The 19,608-nt window shown below is 70.3% G+C and carries 17 protein-coding genes and 1 pseudogene; 4 read left to right on the plus strand and 14 right to left on the minus strand.

Translation table 11 applies throughout. The features are described from left to right. Positions 1–509 precede the first annotated feature (509 nt). The 7 genes and pseudogenes from cobT to OG741_RS07990 all read right to left on the minus strand — a co-directional run. Positions 510–3,908, minus strand: a complete 3,399-nt coding sequence (cobT, locus tag OG741_RS07960) for a nicotinate-nucleotide--dimethylbenzimidazole phosphoribosyltransferase (protein ID WP_405596125.1) — start codon at positions 3,906–3,908, stop codon at positions 510–512. Positions 3,909–4,242: 334 nt separating this feature from the next. After that, a complete protein-coding gene (cbiE, locus tag OG741_RS07965; RefSeq protein ID WP_405596126.1) occupies positions 4,243–5,475 on the minus strand; it encodes a precorrin-6y C5,15-methyltransferase (decarboxylating) subunit CbiE in 1,233 nt (410 codons plus the stop codon). A 102-nt stretch (positions 5,476–5,577) separates the two neighbouring features. After that, positions 5,578–6,270 carry a GNAT family N-acetyltransferase gene (locus OG741_RS07970; protein WP_405596127.1) on the minus strand — a complete coding sequence of 231 codons (693 nt, stop codon included), beginning with the start codon at positions 6,268–6,270 and terminating at the stop codon, positions 5,578–5,580. 104 nt (positions 6,271–6,374) lie between these two features. Further along, positions 6,375–7,235, minus strand: a complete 861-nt coding sequence (locus OG741_RS07975; RefSeq protein WP_405596128.1) for a MetQ/NlpA family ABC transporter substrate-binding protein — start codon at positions 7,233–7,235, stop codon at positions 6,375–6,377. Between the two features lie 76 nt (positions 7,236–7,311). Then, positions 7,312–7,983, minus strand: coding sequence for a methionine ABC transporter permease (locus OG741_RS07980; protein ID WP_266478514.1), 672 nt, complete (start codon positions 7,981–7,983; stop codon positions 7,312–7,314). Then, on the minus strand, positions 7,980–9,053 hold the full coding sequence (locus OG741_RS07985) for a methionine ABC transporter ATP-binding protein (RefSeq protein WP_405596129.1): 1,074 nt from the start codon (positions 9,051–9,053) through the stop codon (positions 7,980–7,982). Before OG741_RS07985 ends, OG741_RS07980 begins: the two co-directional genes overlap by 4 nt. A gap of 392 nt (positions 9,054–9,445) precedes the next feature. Continuing rightward, positions 9,446–9,685: pseudogene (locus OG741_RS07990) on the minus strand (HAD family hydrolase); the annotation flags it as partial. Positions 9,686–9,724: 39 nt separating this feature from the next. On the opposite strand from OG741_RS07990, the gene OG741_RS07995 reads away from it, so the two are divergent. Together OG741_RS07995 and OG741_RS08000 are read left to right on the plus strand one after the other, a co-directional pair. Continuing rightward, entirely contained in the window at positions 9,725–10,084 is a 360-nt protein-coding gene (locus OG741_RS07995; protein ID WP_405596130.1) for a hypothetical protein, read from the plus strand. Between the two features lie 2 nt (positions 10,085–10,086). Further along, a complete protein-coding gene (locus OG741_RS08000) occupies positions 10,087–10,518 on the plus strand; it encodes a hypothetical protein (protein WP_405596131.1) in 432 nt (143 codons plus the stop codon). A 6-nt stretch (positions 10,519–10,524) separates the two neighbouring features. On the opposite strand, the gene OG741_RS08005 is transcribed toward OG741_RS08000, so the two are convergent. The 3 genes from OG741_RS08005 to OG741_RS08015 all read right to left on the minus strand — a co-directional run bounded on the left by OG741_RS08005 (position 10,525) and on the right by OG741_RS08015 (position 12,836). Further along, on the minus strand, positions 10,525–11,028 hold the full coding sequence (locus OG741_RS08005) for a GNAT family N-acetyltransferase (protein ID WP_405596132.1): 504 nt from the start codon (positions 11,026–11,028) through the stop codon (positions 10,525–10,527). A 36-nt stretch (positions 11,029–11,064) separates the two neighbouring features. Beyond that, a complete protein-coding gene (locus tag OG741_RS08010; RefSeq protein WP_405596133.1) occupies positions 11,065–11,574 on the minus strand; it encodes a sigma-70 family RNA polymerase sigma factor in 510 nt (169 codons plus the stop codon). Positions 11,575–11,669: 95 nt separating this feature from the next. Beyond that, positions 11,670–12,836, minus strand: coding sequence for a glycerophosphodiester phosphodiesterase (locus OG741_RS08015; protein WP_405596134.1), 1,167 nt, complete (start codon positions 12,834–12,836; stop codon positions 11,670–11,672). 249 nt (positions 12,837–13,085) lie between these two features. Between OG741_RS08015 and OG741_RS08020 the strand changes: the two genes are divergently transcribed. Then, positions 13,086–13,748, plus strand: coding sequence for a lysophospholipid acyltransferase family protein (locus tag OG741_RS08020; RefSeq protein WP_405596135.1), 663 nt, complete (start codon positions 13,086–13,088; stop codon positions 13,746–13,748). 296 nt (positions 13,749–14,044) lie between these two features. Here the strand turns inward: OG741_RS08020 and OG741_RS08025 are convergent, their stop codons facing one another. Then, the gene (locus OG741_RS08025) at positions 14,045–15,589 is read right to left on the minus strand and encodes an MFS transporter (RefSeq protein ID WP_405596136.1); all 1,545 of its coding nucleotides are present in this window, start codon (positions 15,587–15,589) and stop codon (positions 14,045–14,047) included. Then, complete coding sequence (locus tag OG741_RS08030; protein ID WP_405596137.1) at positions 15,586–16,137, minus strand: TetR/AcrR family transcriptional regulator; 552 nt, start codon at positions 16,135–16,137, stop codon at positions 15,586–15,588. The genes OG741_RS08025 and OG741_RS08030 overlap by 4 nt, the downstream gene beginning before the upstream one ends. An 85-nt stretch (positions 16,138–16,222) precedes the next feature. Between OG741_RS08030 and OG741_RS08035 the strand changes: the two genes are divergently transcribed. Further along, positions 16,223–16,726, plus strand: a complete 504-nt coding sequence (locus OG741_RS08035; protein WP_405596138.1) for an HAD domain-containing protein — start codon at positions 16,223–16,225, stop codon at positions 16,724–16,726. 22 nt (positions 16,727–16,748) lie between these two features. Here OG741_RS08035 and argH read toward each other — a convergent pair whose 3' ends face one another. After that, positions 16,749–18,176, minus strand: a complete 1,428-nt coding sequence (gene argH, locus OG741_RS08040) for an argininosuccinate lyase (RefSeq protein ID WP_405596139.1) — start codon at positions 18,174–18,176, stop codon at positions 16,749–16,751. 83 nt (positions 18,177–18,259) lie between these two features. Then, positions 18,260–19,453: an argininosuccinate synthase gene (locus OG741_RS08045; protein WP_405596140.1), complete on the minus strand. Its 1,194-nt coding sequence runs from the start codon at positions 19,451–19,453 to the stop codon at positions 18,260–18,262. Positions 19,454–19,608: the final 155 nt, after the last annotated feature.

The raw sequence follows: 19,608 nt of genomic DNA on the forward strand, positions 1-19,608 counted from the left end.
CCTTCCCGAAACTGGGGCGGTGCCCCAGACCCCGTGGAGGGGGGGGCTGACGCCCCCACGGCCCCCGGCGGCAGCTTCGCGCCGCGGCCCCTGGCCCCGGGAGGCGCCGCCCAACCGATCGCTCTGCGCGGGCAGGTGGGTGGCCGAGTCAGCGGCCATCGGGAGCCTCTACCGGCCGGTCGGCCCGAACGGACGGGACAACGGCCCGCCGAAGGCGGGCGCACCCGCCATGGCCGGCAGCCACCGACCGGTCGCCCGGAACGGACGGCGGGCCTGCCGGCCACCGGGCCGCAGCCGCCGACGACGCCCGACCACCCCACCAGAGACCTCCAGCAACCGGTCGCCCCGAAACGGGAGGGCGGGTGGGACAACAGCCCGCCGAAGGCGGGCACACCCACCACCGGGTCCGCCGGAACGGGTCGGCGGCGGGCGCACCCACCACCCGGCCCCAGCCGCGCCACGGGAGGCGTACACCCAGTCGGCCGGAAGCGGGCTGCCGCCGCCGCGGGCTACTTCTCCGTGACGCCCGCCGAGTCGAACGTCGCCACCTCATGCATCGCCCGCGCAGCACTCTGCACCACCGGCAGCGCCAGCAGCGCCCCCGTGCCCTCCCCCAGCCGCAGGTCCAGGTCGACCAGCGGCCGCAGGCCCAGTTTATTGAGGGCCGCCACGTGGCCCGGCTCCGCGCTGCGGTGGCCAGCGATGCACGCCGCGAGGGCCTCGGGCGCGATCGCCCGGGCGACCAGCGCGGCCGCGCCCGCCGAGACGCCGTCCAGCACCACCGGCGTACGCAGCGACGCGCCGCCGAGGATGAAGCCGACCAGCGCGGCGTGCTCCAGGCCGCCGACCGCCGCCAGGACGCCGATCGGGTCGGCCGGGTCCGGCGCGTGGAGTTCGAGCGCGCGGCGGACCACGTCGACCTTGCGCGCGTGCATCTCGTCGTTGATGCCCGTACCGCGGCCGGTGATCTCGCCCGGGTCGATGCCGGTGTACACGGCGATCAGCGCGGCCGAGACCGTCGTGTTCGCGATGCCCATCTCACCGGTGAGCAGCCCCTTGTTGCCCGCCGCCACCAGATCCCGCGCCGTCTCGATGCCGACCTCGACGGCCGAGAGGACCTCCTCGCGGCTCAGCGCGGGCCCGGTGGTGAAGTCGGCCGTGCCGGGCCGTACCTTGCGCGGCAGCAGTCCGGGCGTGGCGGGCAGGTCCCCGGCCACGCCGACGTCGATGACGCAGACCTCGGCGCCCACCTGGTTGGCGAACGCGTTGCAGACCGCGCCGCCGCCGAGGAAGTTGGCCACCATCTGGGCCGTGACCTCCTGCGGCCAGGCCGTGACGCCCTGCGCGTGCACCCCGTGGTCGCCCGCGAAGATCGCGACGGCCGCGGGCTCCGGGATAGGCGGCGGGCACATCCGGGACAGTCCGCTCAGCTGCGCGGAGATGATCTCCAGCATCCCGAGCGCGCCTGCGGGCTTGGTCATCCGCTTCTGCCGCTCCCACGCCTCACCGAGCGCCTTCGCGTCCAGCGGACGGATGTTGGAAACGGTCTCCTGGAGGAGGTCGTGGGGCTCCTCACCAGGCAGGGCGCGACGCCCGTACGTCTCCTCGTGGACGACCCACGACAGCGGACGGCGCTTGGACCAGCCCGCCTGCATCAGCTCGGGCTCCTCGGGGAACTCGTCGACGTAACCGACACACAGGTACGCCACGACCTCCAGGTGCTCCGGCAGCCCCAGCGCGCGCACCATCTCGCGCTCGTCGAAGAAGCTGACCCAGCCGACGCCGAGGCCTTCCGCACGGGCGGCGAGCCAGAGGTTCTCGACGGCGAGGGCGGAGGAGTACGGGGCCATCTGCGGCTGGGTGTGACGGCCGAGCGTGTGGCGGCCGCCGCGGGTCGGGTCGGCGGTGACCACGATGTTCACAGGGGTGTCGAGGATCGCCTCGATCTTCAGTTCCTTGAACTGCTTGGCTCTGCCCTTCGGCAGGGACTTCGCGTACGCCTCGCGCTGCCGCTGGGCGAGTTCGTGCATCGTCCGCCGGGTCTCGGCGGAGCGGATGACCACGAAGTCCCAGGGCTGGGAGTGGCCGACGCTGGGCGCCGTGTGGGCGGCTTCCAGGACGCGCAGCAGCACTTCGTGCGGGATGGGGTCGCTGCGGAAGCCGTTACGGATGTCCCGGCGTTCGCGCATGACGCGCAGTACGGCTTCGCGCTCGGCGTCGTCGTATCCGGGCGCGGCGGCGCGACCGGCCGCAACCGGCTCGGGCGCGGGGACGGCGGCGGGCTCCGGCTCCGGCTGGGGCTCGGACGCGGGCTCGGGCTCGGGTTCTTCGGCCACGACGACCTCCTCGGGAGCCACGATCGGCCCGTCCTCGGCGACAGGCACGGCAACAGGCACGTCGGCGGGCTCGGGAACCACCTCGACGACAGGCAGGGCAGCAGGTACGTCGGGGGGCTCGACAGCCGTCTCGGCGAGGGGTTCCGAGTCCCCTTCGCGCGGCGCGGGCACGAGGATCGGCTCGGCCTGAGCAGCCGGCTCCGGCACGAACTGCGGCTCCGCCTCCGGCTCAGTGTCCGCTGCCACGGCCTCGACCTCCTCCACGGGCGCGGGCTGGGGCGCCGGTTCGGGCTCGGCCTGCATCACCGCGGGGACCGGCGTCGGCGCGAGGTGGGGAGTGGTGGGCAGCGACCCGTTGACCGGAACGAACTGCCCGGCCGACGGCTGCTCGGGCTCCGCTTCCCCCTCCGACTGCGCCTGCGGCTCGGGCTCGACGGCCGCGAGGGGAGCCTCGGCGACAACGGGAGGGACTGGTGTGACGGGAGCGGGCTCCGGGACGACCGCTTCCACCGACGCCGGAGGAGGCGTGTGGAACTGCGGCGGCTGCGGATCCCAGGGAGCCCCGCCCTGCGGCGGAATCTCGCCCAACTGCGGTCCCGGCAGCATGGCTGCCGGCCCCTCGCGCGGGATGTCGAGGTACTCCGGACCCGCCGTGGGCGGCCCCGGGTTGGCGACCGCCATCGCGGGCGGGCGCGCGCCCGCCGGACCGCGATCGGCGAGCGAGCGCACCACTCCGCCCGAGGTGTCGGGCAGCGGCGGGCCCATGTGCAGCGGGCGTCGCATGGGCGGAGGCGTCGGCATGCCCGATGTGGGCGGAATGCGTACGCCATTGAGGTCGACGGAACCGGAGTCCCGGCCACCGGCCTCGTGAGCACCCGACTCGTGAGCGTCGAAGACGGGCGGGGCGGGTGCCACCGCCTCGGCCACCGGGGCCGGTTCGGCGACAGGCTCCGAGACGGGCTGAGCATCAATGAACTCAGGCACCACCGGCGCGGGAGCGGCGAACTCGGCAGCCGCGTACTCCGGCGCCGTGTACTCCGGTCCAGCGGGCGACTGCACTCCCACGAACGCCTCGGCATGAACCTCGGACACAAAGGACTCGGCGCCATGGTGCTCGGAGACGAGATGCTCGGGAGCGGAGGTCTGAGCCGTCGGAGCGGGCGGCGGCACGGCCACCGGAGCCTGTCCCACAGATTCCATGGATCCCGGGGACCCGTGACCGGCCGGCGCCTGAGCCACCGGGCCCTGCTGCACGGACTGCACGGACACGGGCTGCACGGAAACGGGCTGCACGGAAACGGACTGCACGGAAACGGACTGCACGGGAACGGACTGCATCGCCTGGACAGGCTGCGCCGACTGCACGGACTGCACGGACTGCACGGGCTGCATCGGCTGCGGATCGCTCCACGCCCCCTGCGCGCCCGGCATCAGCAGCAGATCGTCCTCTTCGGAGCCGTTCTCGGAGGGGTCGAGGTAGGTGTACGAGCCAGGAGCGGGGATGCCCGGCTGCTCCACCATGCCTGCGTTCTCCGGCAGCCCCTCGCCCGGGATCTGGCCGGTGTCAGTCATGCGTACCCCTCGCCCATCGCTTGTGTTCCTTCGCCCGTCGCCCGGGACGCCCGATCGCGGCACACCTGACGCCCGTCAACAAGAACGAGCGTGTGCGCCGCGCGGCACGATGCCCCCACGGTCTCCAAGCATTCTCGCGGCCGTTCGGCGCCGCGGCCATGAGATCAGCCACGGCCCGTTGTGGGCTGCGCCACGTTGCGCTTCCCCCGGTTCTGACGTACCACATATCGGAACCAAAGCGGCCCCATTTTCCGGACATTGACGAACGAAGCGACGAACGTCCGGGTGCGGTACAACGATCGGCCAGCCTACCGCGCGCCGTCCGGCAGCAGGGTCATGGGGCGCTTTCCACCCGTCGGCCGGAGAGCAGGAAGACGACGGAACGCTCCCGCTCCGCCCATGCCGTCGTGTCCATGTCGACGCACTGCAGCAGCGCGCACTCCACCTCGTAGCCGCCGGCCGCGAGGGCCGCGCCGATCGCCTCCGCCTCGTCGCGGGTCGAGGCATGCGTGACGATGCGCTGCGGCCGCCTGTCGGCGCACGCGGTCACCACCGGCACTCCCCCGCCCCCGATCCGTACGACATCGGGCTCCGGCAGCCGCTCCAGCACATGCGGCGCGCGCCCCTGGACGACCTGGAGCTGGGCGCCCGCGTGCCGGGCCGTGGCATCGGTGCGGGCGCAGGCCTCCGCGTCCGCGTCGACGGCGATGACCGCGGCGCCGAAGCGGGCCGCCTCCGCCGCGAGTGCGCCGCTGCCCGAGCCGATGTCCCAGACGAGGTCGCCGATGCGCGGCCCGAGGCGGGCCAGTTGGGCGGCGCGCAGCTGCACCGACTCGCCCTCGCCGAGACCTTCTCCGTACGCGTGTCCGTACGCCTGCGAAGGCAGCGCCCAGCCCCGTACCGCCGACGGGTAGCCGGGCTCGTGGCCCGCGATCCAGCCTCCGCCCTGGACGGCCGCGGTCCCCGCTCCCCCGATGACGATGACGACGTTGGGGTCGCGCCAGGCGTGGTCGGCTGCCTTGTCGGAGGTCAGGACGGTGACCTGCTCGCGGTCTGTGCCCAGTTCCTCGCAGATGACGAAGGTGCGGTGCACGCCTTCGAGCAGCAGGGCGAGCTCCGCGGGCCCGGCGCCCGGGGAGGTGAGGACCGCGACCTTGGAGTGCGCCCGGCACACATTGACGGCGCGGCGCAGCGTACGCCGGTGTGCGACGACGATCTGGGCGTCGTCCCAGGGCATCCCGGCGCGGGCGAAGGCTGTGGCGACGGACGAGACGGCGGGCACGACCTCGACCTCCAGGCCGTGCTCCGGCGCGCGCAGGGTGCGTACGACGCCGAAGAAGCCCGGGTCGCCGTCGGCGAGGACGACGGCACTGCCGCGGTGCCCGGCGATCCGCCGGGCGGCGAGGCCGACGCTGCCCAGCCGGATGCGTTCCGCACCCGCCGGCACCTCGGGCAGCGCCAGATGGTGCGCGGCTCCGGCCACCAGCGTGGCGGCGGAGAGGGCGGACCTGGCCGCGGCGGTGAGGGGCGAACCGTCCCAGCCGATCACCGTGACGCGGTCGGCCATCGTCGTCAGTCTCCTGGTGTCGTCGCAGGTCGGGGCAGCCCGCAGGTGCGGGCATGGCGAGAGTACCTGGAGCGGGCCGCGGTGGGTCGTGGCCGGGTGGCGTCAGTTCCAGTCGGTGAAGGAGGCGTAGCCCGCGTCCGCCATCCGGCCCGAGACGCCTTCGAGGTCCTCGGGGAGCAGGCTCCAGACGATCAGATCGGTACGGATGTCGGCCCAGCCGCCGTCCTCGGTCTGGGTACGCGCTATCCATGCGTTGCGCAGGACGCCCTCGCTGATGCAGCCGATCTTCTGCGCCACCTGCTGGGAGGCGGTGTTGTCGGCGGCGGTGCGCAGTTCCAGTCGCTCGAACTTCTGGACGCGGAACAGCCACTGGGCGACGGCGAGCACCGATTCGGTGGCGTAACCCTCGCCGCGTGCCCAGGGGGCGGTGACGTACGCGACTTCGGTGGCGAGGGTGCGCCAGTCGGTGTTCTTGAGATGGACGATGCCGACGAGCCGCTGGGTGAGGAACTCGGTGACGGCCAGAACGATTCCGCGGCCTTCGGTGCGCTCTGCAGGAGCGATACTGCGGATCCATTCGTCGGAGTCTGCGGCCGTGTACGGGTGCGGCACCGAGGTCCAGGCGGTGACCATCTCGTCGTTCATCATCTCGGTGTGCGCCGGGATGTCGGCTTCTTCGAAGGGGCGCAGCACCAACCGCTCCGTGCTGATGGACACGTCCGGGAAGGTGGTAGTCATGCGCAGCTCCATGCCGAAGACCGTGTGAGAAGGGTCGTAGCCGTAAAGGCACAGCATGCAGCATCCGGTGACGGATGCGCATGGCCGGGTGGCGAGTTGAGCGAGGCCCGGCGCACCTGCCGCGGTGCGCCGGGCCTCGCTCAAGGGGCTTGCGGCAAGGGCTACTTGACGGCGCCGAAGGCGGGGACGACCGAGCCGGCGTACTTGTCCGCGATGAACTTCTTCACCTCGGGGGAGTTGAGGAGCTGTGCGAGCTTCTGCACGCGTGCGTCCTTCTCGTTGCCCTGCTTGACGGCGAGGAAGTTGGCGTACGGGTTGCCCTCGGCCTTCTCCAGCGCCAGGGCGTCCGTGGCGGGCTTGAGGTCGGCCTCGATGGCGTAGTTGCCGTTGATGACCGCGGCGTCGACGTCGTTCAGGGCGCGGGGCAGCGTGGCGGCCTCGATCTCCTTGAACTTCAGGCCCTTGCTGTCCTTGATGTCGGAGAGCTTGGCGTCGGTGCCCGCGCCGTCCTTGAGGGTGATCAGGCCGTTGTCGGCCAGCAGCTTGAGCGCGCGGCCCTCGTTGGTGGTGTCGTTCGGCACGGCCACAGTCTGGCCGGACGTGAGCTCCTTGAGGTCCTTGACCTTCTTGGAGTAGAGGCCGAGCGGCTCCAGGTGGACGTTGACGACCGGGACGATGTGGGTGTTGTTCTTCTTGTTGAAGTCGTCGAGGTACGGCTTGTGCTGGAAGAAGTTGGCGTCGACCTGGCCGCTCTCGGTGGCGGTGTTCGGCAGGACGTAGTCCGTGAACTCCTTTACCTCGAGGCTCAGTCCGGCCTTCTTCGCCAGGTTGTCCCTGACGTAGTTGAGGATGTCGGCGTGCGGCGTCGGGGACGCGGCGACGACCAGCGCCTTGGACTCGTCGGCCTTGGCGCCGGAGTCGGCCCTGGCGGCCGGGTCGGACGCGGTGCCGCAGGCGGTGAGGCCGAGGGCGAGGGCCCCGAGAGCGGCGGCGGACACGGTGAGCTTGGTGTTCTTGCGCACGAAAAGTGCCTCTTTCTGGTGGAGCGGAACGGCGCCCGGACAAGGAGTGCGGGCTGTGCGGGGGAAGGTCTGGGGGTCAGGAAGCGGTACGGCCCCGGCGCGCCAGGAGTCGTACGACTCCGTCGCCGATGAGCTGTACGGCGGTGACGACGGCGATCAGGACGACGACCGTGATCAGCATGAACTGGGTCTCGAAGCGCTGGAATCCGTAGGTGACGGCCTTGGAACCGAGCCCTTCGCCGCCGACCGCGCCGGCCATCGCCGAGTAGCCGACGAGCACGATCACGGTGGTCGTGACGGCGGAGACGAGCGAGGGCAGGGCCTGCGGCAGCAGCACCTTGCGGACGATGGTCGGGATCGAGCCGCCCATCGACTGGACAGCCTCGACCAGACCGTGGTCGACCTCGCGGATCGCGGTCTCGACGAGCCGGGCGAAGAACGGAATCGCGCCGACGGCGAGCGGCACGATCATCGCGGTGGGGCCGATGAAGGTGCCGACGACCAGCGTGGTGAAGGGGATCAGCGCGATCAGCAGGATGATGAACGGCAGCGAGCGGCCGATGTTCACGATCACGCCGACGACCTTGTTCACCGGGGTGTTCTGCAGCAGTCCGCCCTTGTCGGTGAGGACCAGGAGCACACCGAGCGGCAGTCCGCCCGCGACGGTGACGAGGGTGGACCACAGCACCATGTACAGGGTGTCGACGGTGCCCTGGCTCAGCAGCGGCTGCATTTCCGACCAGGTCACTTGGCGACTCCCTCGACCAGCGCGGCGGTGCTCTGCCCGGGGAGAGCGAACTGCTCGGCGGGCGCCTCGGAGTCGACGACCTCGACCTGCAGGCCCTGCTCGCGCAGGAAGCCGACCGGGACAACGTTCTCCTCGTACCGTCCGGGCAGTTCGATGCGCATCCGGCCGATCTGCTTGCCGCCGACGGTGTCCATCGCGGCGCCGAGGATCGAGATGTCGACGTTGTACGTGCGCGAGAGCTGGGAGATGACCGGCTGGGTCGCGGACTCACCGTGGAAGGTGACGTCGACGACGGTGCTTTCGGGGCCGGAGGCCTCGCCGCCGACCGGGAACAGCTCCTGAGCCAGCTCGGAGCCGGGGGTCGCGAGCAGTTCGCTCACGGTGCCGGATTCGATGATCTTCCCCTTCTTCATCAGTGCTGCCGAGTCGCAGATGGTCTTGACGACGTCCATCTCGTGCGTGATGAGCAGGACGGTCAGTCCGAGCTGCCGGTTGAGGTCGCGCAGCAGCTGCAGGATCGAGCGGGTGGTCTCGGGGTCGAGGGCGCTGGTCGCCTCGTCGGAGAGCAGCACCTTGGGGTCGCCGGCGAGCGCGCGGGCGATGCCGACGCGCTGCTTCTGGCCGCCGGAGAGCTGGCCGGGATAGGCCTTCGCCTTGTCGGCGAGGCCCACCAGGTCGAGCAGTTCGAGTGCCTTGCGCGAGCGCTCGGCGCCGGAGACGCCGAGGATCTCCAGCGGCAGCTCGATGTTGTCCTTGACGGTGCGCGAGGACAGCAGGTTGAAGTGCTGGAAGACCATGCCGATACGGCTGCGTGCCTCGCGCAGTTCTCTGGAGGCGCGGCGGCCGCGGCCGGCGAGCGCGGTGAGGTCCTGGCCGGCCACGGTCACGGTGCCGGAGGTGGGGCGCTCGAGCAGGTTGACGCAGCGGATGAGCGAGGACTTTCCGGCGCCGCTCTGGCCGATGACGCCGAAGACCTCGCCCTCACGGACATGCAGATCGACGCCGTCCAGGGCGGAGATCTCGCGGCCTCGTGACGCGTAGACCTTGGTAAGGCCCGTAGTGGTGATCACAGGGGGTTTCCGTCACATTCGAGTGCACGGCGAAGTGTCCGCCGGGCACGGGGCATTCGGGTGGTGGACAGTGGGGCGCCGCACGGCTGATTCGGCTGGTGGCCGGGGGCAACGCGGGCGCGGGGCAGGCTCGGTCCGATGCGTCCTGATGGAGCACCGGAGTCGGCTCGGCTGTCGGTCTCGCTTCGGGGCGCGAGGCTCAGGCAGGGGCCCTCAGTTGGCGCACATTCGACACATACAACGAGCACCGGGCGTGGTGATCGCCTCGGTCGCAAGGGTGCGGCTGCTCGTCGTGGTCATGTCGGCAAGTAAAGCAGACAGGGGTACGAAGCGATCAGCGTAGTCCGAATAACGGACGGATATGTTTCAGTATTCGGACGGATACGAACGGCTCAGCCAGCGGCCGTGATCTCCGCTCCCCCGAGCGTGGCCTGCGCGGACACGGCCGAGAGGTCTCTGACGGCGACATCGGCGAGCAGCTCGGAACGCTCGTGTGTTGTGGCCAAGGCCACGGTCCGCAGGCCCGCCGCGCGGCCCACGGTCAGCCCCGCCGCTGCGTCCTCGAAGACGACGCAGCGCGCCGGGTCGGCGCCGAGGCGGACGGCACCGAGCAGATACGGCGGCCGGGGCCGCGCGCGTCGGGCCTTTTGGCCCGTAATACGCTCGGGGCCATGCTTGACGCCCTGACGGTCGCGGTCGCCGTGACCGCGCTCGCCCTCGCCGCCTGGTGCGGCTACGCCGCCCTTCGCGACCAGCCCACCAAGGACTGGCACTTCATCGGCATGGCCGTGGTGTCGGTGCTGGCGCTGGCGCAACTGCTGGTCGGGATCGTGCAGCTGGCACGGGGCGAGAAGGCCGACGAGGGTTCGGTCATCTTCGTGGCGTATCTGATCGGGGCGTTCGCGTCAGTTCCGGCGGCGGGTTTCCTCTCGCTGACGGAGCGGACCCGCTGGGGCTCCGTGACGGTCGCGGCGGGGGCGATCGTCCTGGCGGTGCTCGAAGTGCGTCTCTACGACATCTGGAACGGCTGACCATGACCAAGACCGCGGAAAGCAAGAAGACCCGGCTGGTCCAGGGCCCCGGGCTGCTGCTGGTCTGGGTGTACGGAGTGATGTCGGTGGGCGCCGTCTCGCGCTCCGTCTACCAGATCGCCACCGACTACGACGCGGCGCCGCTGGCCCACACACTCTCCGCCGTCGCGGCCGTCGTGTACGCGTTCATCACGTACACGCTGGTACGCGGCGGGGAGCGGGCCCGCAGGGCGGCGCTGGTGTGCTGCGCCGCCGAGCTCGCGGGCGTACTGATCGTGGGCACCTGGACGGTGGTGGAGCCTTCCGCCTTCCCGGACTCGACGGTCTGGTCGGCGTACGGCATGGGCTACCTCTTCATTCCGGTGCTGCTGCCGGTCACCGGAATGCTCTGGCTGCGCCGCTCCCGTACGGACGTGGCGCAGCCCGCCGCCTGAGCGTCGCTACGCGCTCGCGGCGAAGTCGCGCGCCGCGGCCTCCTTCTCCAGCGTGAGCAGCGTCAGCCGGGGGCCGACCTGCTCGCTGGAGACCTGCACATAGCCGCGGCTGCGGTACAGCCGCAGATTGCTCTCGCTGCGGTGGCCGGTGAAGAGCTGGAAGCGCTTGGCTGCGTCTTCGCCCGAAAAACGCTTCTCGATCGCGTCGAGCAGCCGGCCGCCCAGGCCGTGGCGCTGCATCCGGGGGTGCACGATCAGTTTGGCGATCCGGGCCGTTCCGCCCTCGTCGACGCTGCCGCGCACGGAGGCGACCACCTCGTCGCCGAGCTTGGCCACCAGCGCGTGCCCCTGGGCTATTTCGGCTTTCAGGTCGTCCAGGGACTGGGTGAGGGGCTCGATTCCGTAGTCGCCGTACAGCTCGGCCTCGCTCTGGTAGCACAGATACTGCAGCTTGAGGATCTGCTCCGCGTCCTGTGCTCTTGCCGCTGAGATGGTCACGCTCATGCCCATGTGCGCATGCCTCCCGCTCACCTGTCCGCCGGTTGTCTACCGCTCCTTTCCCCCAGGTTCAGGAGCCGCAACCTCTGCCGTCAGCATTCTGCGCAGGCATCCCAGGCAACGGGAACGCATCGGCCCCAGACTGCCTTGTGAGATTCCCAACTCCCCTGCGATTTCGCGGTAGGTCGGGTCGTCGGGCGACAGCATCGCAGTCAGCAGCCGCGGGCAGTTGCCCGGTGTGCGGGCGATCGCGTCGCGCAGGGCACGGCGGCGCTCGGACCACAGCGCGGCCCCTTCCGGGCTGCCCGCCGGGTCCGCCGACGGCTCAGGACCGTACGGCCGCTCCCGTGCGGCGGTGCGCCGGGCGCGGCGCGCTTCCGCGCGTACGGCCGACCTGACCCAGCGGGCGGCGTCCGGCGGCGGGCCGGCTCCTTCGAGGCGTTCGAGCAGCCGCACCCAGACGGCCTGTTCGAGATCACGGGCCTCTATCGCGGCCGCGGGGGCCTCGGCCGTCGCCTCGGCGCTCACGAGCGGACGGAGTTCTTCGAGAAGCGTCATGACCGGCGGGACGTGCCGTCGCACGGCGGCGGTTGCCGTGCGACGGCACAGTCACCCTTACGGGCTGCCGGGCTTCGTCTGCTGCCGGTCGCCGGTCAGCGGTTGAAGTCGGCGGCCGCCAGCAGTCCGGTGTCGGCGTTGTCGGTGAAGATGCCGTCGATGCCGGTCTCGAAGTAGATCTTGAACGCGCCGAACACGTCGCCGTAGGCGTTCGGGTCGGTGCCGCGCCGGAAGTCGGCGGGCAGGAAGGCGTTCTCGTTGCGCATCGTGTACGGGTGCAGGATCAGGCCCTCGGCGTGCGCGTCGGCCACCAGCGTCGTCGGCGTGCCCAGCTTGCCGCTCGCGTCCTTCGGGATGATCAGGTCGAGGGTGGGACCGATGCCCTGCGCGTAGGACGCGATCCACTGCAGGCCCTCGGGCTTGACCAGGTCGGCGACCGTGCGCGGGTCGCCCGCCACGACGAAGTCCCACGGGCGGCTGCTCGCCCCGGACAGCAGCACGACGCGCGGCGAGGACACGAGCTTCGACAACCGCTGGATGCTGCTCGGCTCGAACGACTGAAGGAAGACGGGCGAGTTGCGGCGGTCGCGGCCGTACCTGCGCAGCAGCCGGGCGAGCGGCTCCTCGAGACCGAGGCCGAGACCGCGGAAGTACGTGGGGTGCTTGGTCTCGACATGGAGCCATACGGGACGGCCGCGCCGGCGGCCCTCCTTCTCGGCCCAGCGCAGCACCTCTTCGAAGGTGGGGATCGTCCAGCGGCCGTCGTAGAGGGTGTTCTCCTGACGGATGGCCGGGATCCGCTCCTTGGCGCGCAGCGTCTTGAGCTCGGCGAGCGTGAAGTCCTCGGTGAACCAGCCGGTCAGGCTGACGCCGTCGATGGACTTGGTGGTCTTGCGGGAGGCGAACTCCGGGTGAGCGGCGACATCCGTGGTACCCGTGATGTCGTTCTCGTGACGGCAGACGAGATGGCCGTCCTTGGTGGGCACCAGGTCCTGCTCGATGACGTGGGCGCCGAGGTCCAATGCGAGCTGGTAGGAGCCGAGAGTGTGCTCGGGCCGGTAGCCGCTGGCGCCGCGGTGGCCGATGATGGTGGGGGAGGGCAGATCCCTGTACGACGAACCGTGTCCGCCATGGCTTACTTGGCGCTCGTCGGCCTCGGCAGTTCCGGCGGTGAGGCCGCCGACACCGAGAGCTGCCGTGCCGATTACCGCCGCGCCCAGGACGGTCCGACGTCCGGGACTTCTGTCCGCACCCTGTGTCATCGACATTCCTCCGTGTGATGTCCCGCACCTGCCAAGCGACCGCCCGATGGTAGGCAGCCGCGCCTTACCTGCGGCAGACCGTGGACGAACGCAGCGAAAATTCACGTCAACACTGCGTATCCGCTCCATGAACCCGATGTGCGATCAGGTGCGACCCGCGAGTATGGTCCTCACCTGCACAGACTTCGCCGCCGTTACCGTCCGCCCCCACGCCACCGCCGTATGACACCGGAGGACCCGTTGTCCCGCTTGTCGATCATCAAGGCCGTGCTAGGACCGATCCTGCGCCTGATGTTCCGCCCCCGCGTGGAAGGCGCCGAGAACATCCCGGGGACCGGACCCGTCATCCTCGCCGGTAACCATCTGACGTTCATCGACTCGATGATCCTCCCGCTGGTGTGCGCCCGTCCGGTCTACTTCATCGGCAAGGACGAGTACGTCACGGGCAAGGGAGTCAAGGGCAAGATGATGGCCTGGTTCTTCACCGGCTGCGGCATGATCCCGGTGGACCGCGACGGCGCGAACGGCGGTGTGGCCGCGCTGATGACGGGCCGTCGGGTGCTGGAGGAGGGCAAGATCTTCGGCATCTACCCGGAGGGCACCCGCTCCCCCGACGGCCGTCTGTACCGGGGTCGTACGGGCATCGCCCGGCTCACCCTGATGACCGGCGCGCCCGTGGTCCCGTTCGCGGTGATCGGCACGGACAAGCTCCAGCCCGGCGGCGCGGGTCTGCCGCGGCCGGGCCGGGTGACGATCCGGTTCGGCGAGCCGATGGAGTTCTCGCGCTACGACGGGATGGACCGCGACCGCTATGTGCTGCGGGCGGTGACGGACTCGGTGATGACCGAGGTCATGGAGCTGTCCGGGCAGGAATACGTGGACATGTACGCAACGAAGGCGAAGGCGGCGTAACGGCCTGACGGCCTTGCGGCGTGAGGTGGGCCGGACCCGGCGTGGGGTCCGGCCTCCGTCTGTGGGCCCCTAGGTCCTGTCCGGTCGATCAGGCCGGGTCAGTGAGCGGGGTCTGGCGATGGGGGCACCTCCCGTGCCCGAAGGGCTACGGGGGAGCATCGTAAGGCGGAGGATGGAGCCCACGCGGAGCGTAGGCGACTACGACAACGGTGGGGGTACCTCCCGTGCCCGAAGGGCTACGGGGGAGAGGTGCCGTGCCAGGGCACGCGAGCCCGGCAAGATCGGCCGGACAGGACCTAGTGTTCGAGGCCGTCCTCGAGTTTCTGGCCGCGCAGCAGGAACCATGCGGCAACCGCGGTGGCGAGCAGCACCGCCGCGCCCACACCCGTCGCGAACCGCAGCCCGTCGACGAACGCCTCCTGCGCGGCGCCGACCAGGGCCGCACCCTGGTGCTGCGGCAGTGCGCCCGCCGCATCGACGGCCCCGCCGAGCGACTCGTGGGCAGCGGATGCCGCCTGGGACGGCACGCCGACCGGGGTCGCGAAGTCACGGTAGACACCGGTGACGACGGAGCCCAGCAGTGCGATGCCGAGCGCCGCCCCGAGTTCGTAGGCCGTCTCGGACACCGCGGACGCTGAGCCGGCCTGCTCCTTGGGCACGCTGGACAGAATGACGTCGGCGGTGACGGTGAAGGAGAATCCCGCGCCGATACCGACGAAGAGCAGCGCGGCTCCGAGCAGCGGATAGCCCGTGGACTGGCTGATCATCGTCATCGTGGCCAGGGCGAGGCCCACGGCGGCGAGCCCGCCGGCCACCACGGAGCGTACGGAGAACCGCCGTGCGACGGTGCCCGCTATCAGACCGGTCGCCACCGCGCCGATCGCGGCGGGCAGTTCGGCAAGACCGGCCTCGAACGGCTCCCTTCCCTGGACCAGCTGCAGGAACTGGGACAGGAAGAACACCAGGCCGGAGAGCCCGAGGATGGTCAGCAGGTCGGCGAGAACCGCGCCGGAGAAGCCCCGGTGGCGAAACAGCCTCATGTCGAGCAGCGGCGCCGGCAGCGTCAACTGCCTGCGGACGAAGCCGTACAGCGCGCCGAGCCCGATGAGGGCCGCGGCACCGGCGTCCCAGGTGAGGCCGTGGGTCGCTGCCTCCTTGATGCCGTATACGACGCCGACTATGCCGACGAGGGACAGCGCGACACTGATCAGGTCCCAGGGCCCGGCCACCGGGTTCTTCGACTCCGGCAGCAGCTTGATGCCGACGAGCACCAGAACAGCCATCACGGGCAGGTTGATCAGGAAGACCGAGCCCCACCAGAAGTGCTCCAGCAGGAAGCCGCCGACGACCGGCCCGACCGCCGCACCGGCGGAGGCCGTCGCGCCCCAGATCCCGATGGCGAGGCTGCGCTCCTTGGGGTCGTGGAAGATGTTCCGGATCAGCGCGAGGGTCGACGGCATGAGGGTCGCGCCTGCGACGCCGAGGAGAGCGCGAGCGAGAATCATCATCTCGGGGGTGGTGGCGTACGCGTTGAGAACGGAGACGGCGCCGAACGCGACCGCACCGACCAGCAGAAGCTTCTTGCGGCCGATCCGGTCACCGAGGCTGCCCATGGAGACGAGCAGGCCCGCGATGACGAACGAGTAGACGTCGCCGATCCACAACAGCTGGGTGCCGGAGGGCTTCAGGTCCTCGCTGAGGAACGGGGTGGCCAGACCGAGGACGGTGGCGTCCACGGCCACCAGCAGGACGGCCAGCACCAGAACCGCGAGCGCGATCCAGCGCCCGGGGCGGTACAGGCTCTCGTCCGTCCGGCTCGGGCGCTGGACGGTGCTGCTCATTTCTCCACACTCCGTCGTGCTCCGCCGAGCAGCAGCTCGGCGATCATGTACTGGAAGTCCTTCTTGGCGACGCGGCCGTCCATGACGGACCAGGCGCAGGCACCGATGAGGCCGTAGAGAGCCTCGGTCAGCCAGGCGGGCGTCAGGTCGATCCGGAACTCGCCCTCTTCCTGGCCGCGCTTGAAGAGCGCGGACACCCGGGCGTCGAGCCGTGCCCAGCCCTCGTGGACCTGTTCGCCCTCGAAGAGCTGGTTCTCGGTGACGAGAAACGCGAGCAGATCGGCGGCGGGTTCCATCTCGGCGATGAGCCGCCGCAGCCCGTCCCCCGCCCCGCCCTCGTCGAGCCGCGCCCGGTCGAGCGCGGCCTCGAATTCCTGTATGCCGAGCGCTTCCAGGGCTTTGACCAGCGCGTCCCGCCCCGCGAAATGCCGATGGAGGGTGGCCCGACCGATACCGACTGCGCGGGCGACCTCGTCCATGGTGGCGGTGGACTTGCGGGAGAGGAGGGCGGCGGCGGTGCGGAGCACCTGGTCCCGGTCGAGTGTCATGAGACAACCATAGCCCAAGTGAGACATGAATGTCTCACACGATAATGCGTCGCCTCATCCGACGCGGAAAAGAGAGCATGTGCGCATGAAGCCGTTGCTACTGATCGACATCGACGGCCCGCTCAATCCGTACGCGGCGCGGCCGCAGCGCAGACCGGAGGGATACGGCACCCACCGGATGCGGCCGTCCGGCTGGACGGAGGGCAAACCGTTGCGCGTCTGGCTCAACCCGGAGCACGGGGTGGAGCTGCTGGCGCTGGCCGACGTGTACGAGCTCGTCTGGGCGACCACCTGGAAGGGCGAGGCGAACGAGTGGATAGGTCCCCATCTCGGCCTGCCCGAACTCCCATTCATCGACTGGCCCCAGATGCACGGAAAGGCCCCTCGCGGGACCTTCTGGAAGACGCAGTACATCCTGGAGTACGCGGCGGGGCGGCCGTTCGCCTGGGTCGACGACGAGATGACCGCCCTGGACCAGGAGTGGGTGGCGCAACGGCACCTGGCCGCCGCCCTGTTGCTGCGCGTCCACCCCGGCATCGGGCTGACCCGGCCGGACTTCGACGCGCTCGCGGACTGGGCGGCGGCATAGACGCCACGCGGCGGCGCAGGCGCTACTCCTTGGCAGTGGCCCACGCGTGCTGGACCGCCAAGTCCGCCTTCAGCTCGGCCAGTTGCACCGCAACGGCCGAAGGTGCCGTGCCGCCCCTGCCGTTTCGCGAGGCCAGAGCGCCGGGGACGTTCAGGACCGAGCGGACCTCGGGGGTCAGGTGGGGCGAGATCTTCGCGAACTGCGCGTCCGTGAGCTGGTCGAGCTCGATGCCGAGCGCCTCGCACTCCTTGACGCACTCCCCCGCCACCTCGTGCGCCACCCGGAACGGCACGCCCTGCTTGACCAGCCACTCCGCGATGTCCGTCGCGAGCGAGAAACCGGCCGGGGCCAGCTCCTCCATCCGCTCGCGGTTGACGGTCAGCGTCGCCATCATCCCGGTGAAGGCCGGGAGCAGAACCTCCAGCTGGTCGCAGGAGTCGAAGACCGGCTCCTTGTCCTCCTGGAGGTCGCGGTTGTACGCGAGCGGCAGTGCCTTCAGCGTGGCCATCAGGCCCGTCAGATTGCCGATCAGACGGCCCGACTTGCCGCGCGCCAGCTCCGCGATGTCCGGGTTCTTCTTCTGCGGCATGATCGACGACCCGGTCGAGAACGCGTCGTGCAAGGTCACGAAGGAGAACTCCTTCGTGTTCCAGATGATGATCTCCTCCGCGATCCGCGACAGATTGACACCGATCATCGCGGTGATGAAGGCGAACTCCGCGACGAAGTCCCGCGAGGCCGTGCCGTCGATGGAGTTGCCCACCGAGCCGTGTTCGAAGCCCAGGTCCGCGGCGACCGATTCCGGATCGAGGCCGAGCGAGGAGCCGGCGAGCGCGCCCGAGCCGTACGGGGAGACGGCGGTCCGCTCGTCCCACTGCCGCAGCCGCTCCGCGTCCCGGGACAGCGACTGGACATGTGCCAGGACATGGTGGGCGAAGAGCACCGGCTGTGCGTGCTGAAGATGCGTACGGCCGGGCATCGCGACGTCCGGATGCGCCTCTGCCAGACCCACCAGCGCGTCCTGGAGGCCGGCGATCAGGCCCCCGATGATGCGGGCGTGGTCCCGCAGATACATCCGGAACAGGGTGGCCACCTGGTCGTTCCGCGAGCGCCCGGCCCGAAGTTTGCCGCCGAGGTCGGGGCCGAGACGCTCCAGCAGGCCTCGCTCGAGGGCGGTGTGCACGTCCTCGTCGGCGATCGTGCCCACGAAGGACCCGTCAGCGACATCCGCTTCGAGCTGGTCGAGCCCGGCCAGCATGCGCTGGAGCTCGTCGTCCGTGAGCAGGCCCGCCTTGTGCAGCACGCGCGCGTGCGCCCGCGAACCGGCGATGTCGTACGGCGCGAGACGCCAGTCGAAGTGGACCGACGCGGACAGCTTTGCCAGTGCCTCGGCAGGACCGTCGGCGAACCGGCCGCCCCAGAGCCGGACGTCACCGTTGTTGCTGCTCACAGCTGAAGCTCCTCATGAGGGTGGATGTGCAACCGCCTCCCCGCCGCGGAGCAACGGGGAGGCGGCCTAATACGAGTATGGAATCAGGCGAGGTCGCGCTTCGCCGCGATCTTCGACGACAGGCCGAAGAGCTCGATGAAGCCCTGCGCCTTGGACTGGTCGAACGTGTCGCCCGAGTCGTAGGTGGCGAGGTTGAAGTCGTACAGCGACTCGTCCGACCTCCGGCCGGTGACGACGGCGCGGCCGCCCTGGAGGGTCATCCGGATGTCGCCCGTGACGTGCTGGTTGGCCTCGTTGATGAAGCCGTCAAGAGCCCGCTTGAGCGGGGAGAACCACAGGCCGTCGTAGACCATCTCGCCCCAGCGCTGCTCGACCTGCCGCTTGTAGCGCGCCAGCTCGCGCTCGACCGTGACGTTCTCCAGCTCCTGGTGGGCGGTGATCAGCGCGATCGCGCCCGGCGCCTCGTACACCTCACGGGACTTGATGCCGACGAGCCGGTCCTCGACCATGTCGATCCGGCCGATGCCGTGGGCTCCGGCCCGCTCGTTGAGCTGCTGGATGGCCTGAAGGACGGAGACGGGCTTGCCGTCGATGGCGACCGGGACGCCTTCCTTGAAGGAGATGACGACCTCGTCGGCCTCCCGCTGCATCGCGGGGTTCGAGGTGTACTCGTAGATGTCCTCGATCGGCCCGTTCCAGATGTCCTCCAGGAAGCCGGTCTCGACGGCCCGCCCGAAGACGTTCTGGTCGATGGAGTACGGCGACTTCTTGGTGGTCGCGATCGGGAGCTGCTTCTCCTCGCAGAAGGCGATCGCCTTGTCCCGGGTCATCGCGTAGTCACGGACCGGGGCGATGCACTTCAGGTCGGGACCGAGGGCGGAGATACCGGCCTCGAACCGCACCTGGTCGTTGCCCTTGCCGGTGCAGCCGTGGGCGACGATGCCGGCGCCGTGCTTCTCGGCGGCGGCGACGAGGTGCTTGACGATCGTCGGCCGGGAGAGGGCGGAGACCAGCGGGTAGCGGTCCATGTAGAGGGCGTTGGCCTTGATCGCCGGAAGGCAGTACTCGTCCGCGAACTCGTCCTTGGCGTCGGCGACCTCGGCCTCCACCGCACCGCAGGCGAGCGCGCGCTTGCGGATGACGTCCAGGTCCTCGCCGCCCTGGCCGACGTCCACGGCGACTGCGATGACCTCGGCGCCCGTCTCCTCGGCGATCCAGCCGATGGCGACGGAGGTGTCCAGGCCGCCCGAGTAGGCGAGTACGACGCGCTCGGTCACGGGTTTCTCCTTACGGTGCATTCAACGATAGGCATAACTATGCACTACTCCGTATGTTTCGTCAACGCGGCCCCTGGGCGGCCCCTATTTCGGCGGCGCCCGGCCATGGGGCCCACCTACGATCGGCTCTCATCGCAGGCACAACCAGGGGGAGC

The organism is Streptomyces sp. NBC_01410 (assembly GCF_045040195.1).
Lineage (GTDB): Bacteria > Actinomycetota > Actinomycetes > Streptomycetales > Streptomycetaceae > Streptomyces.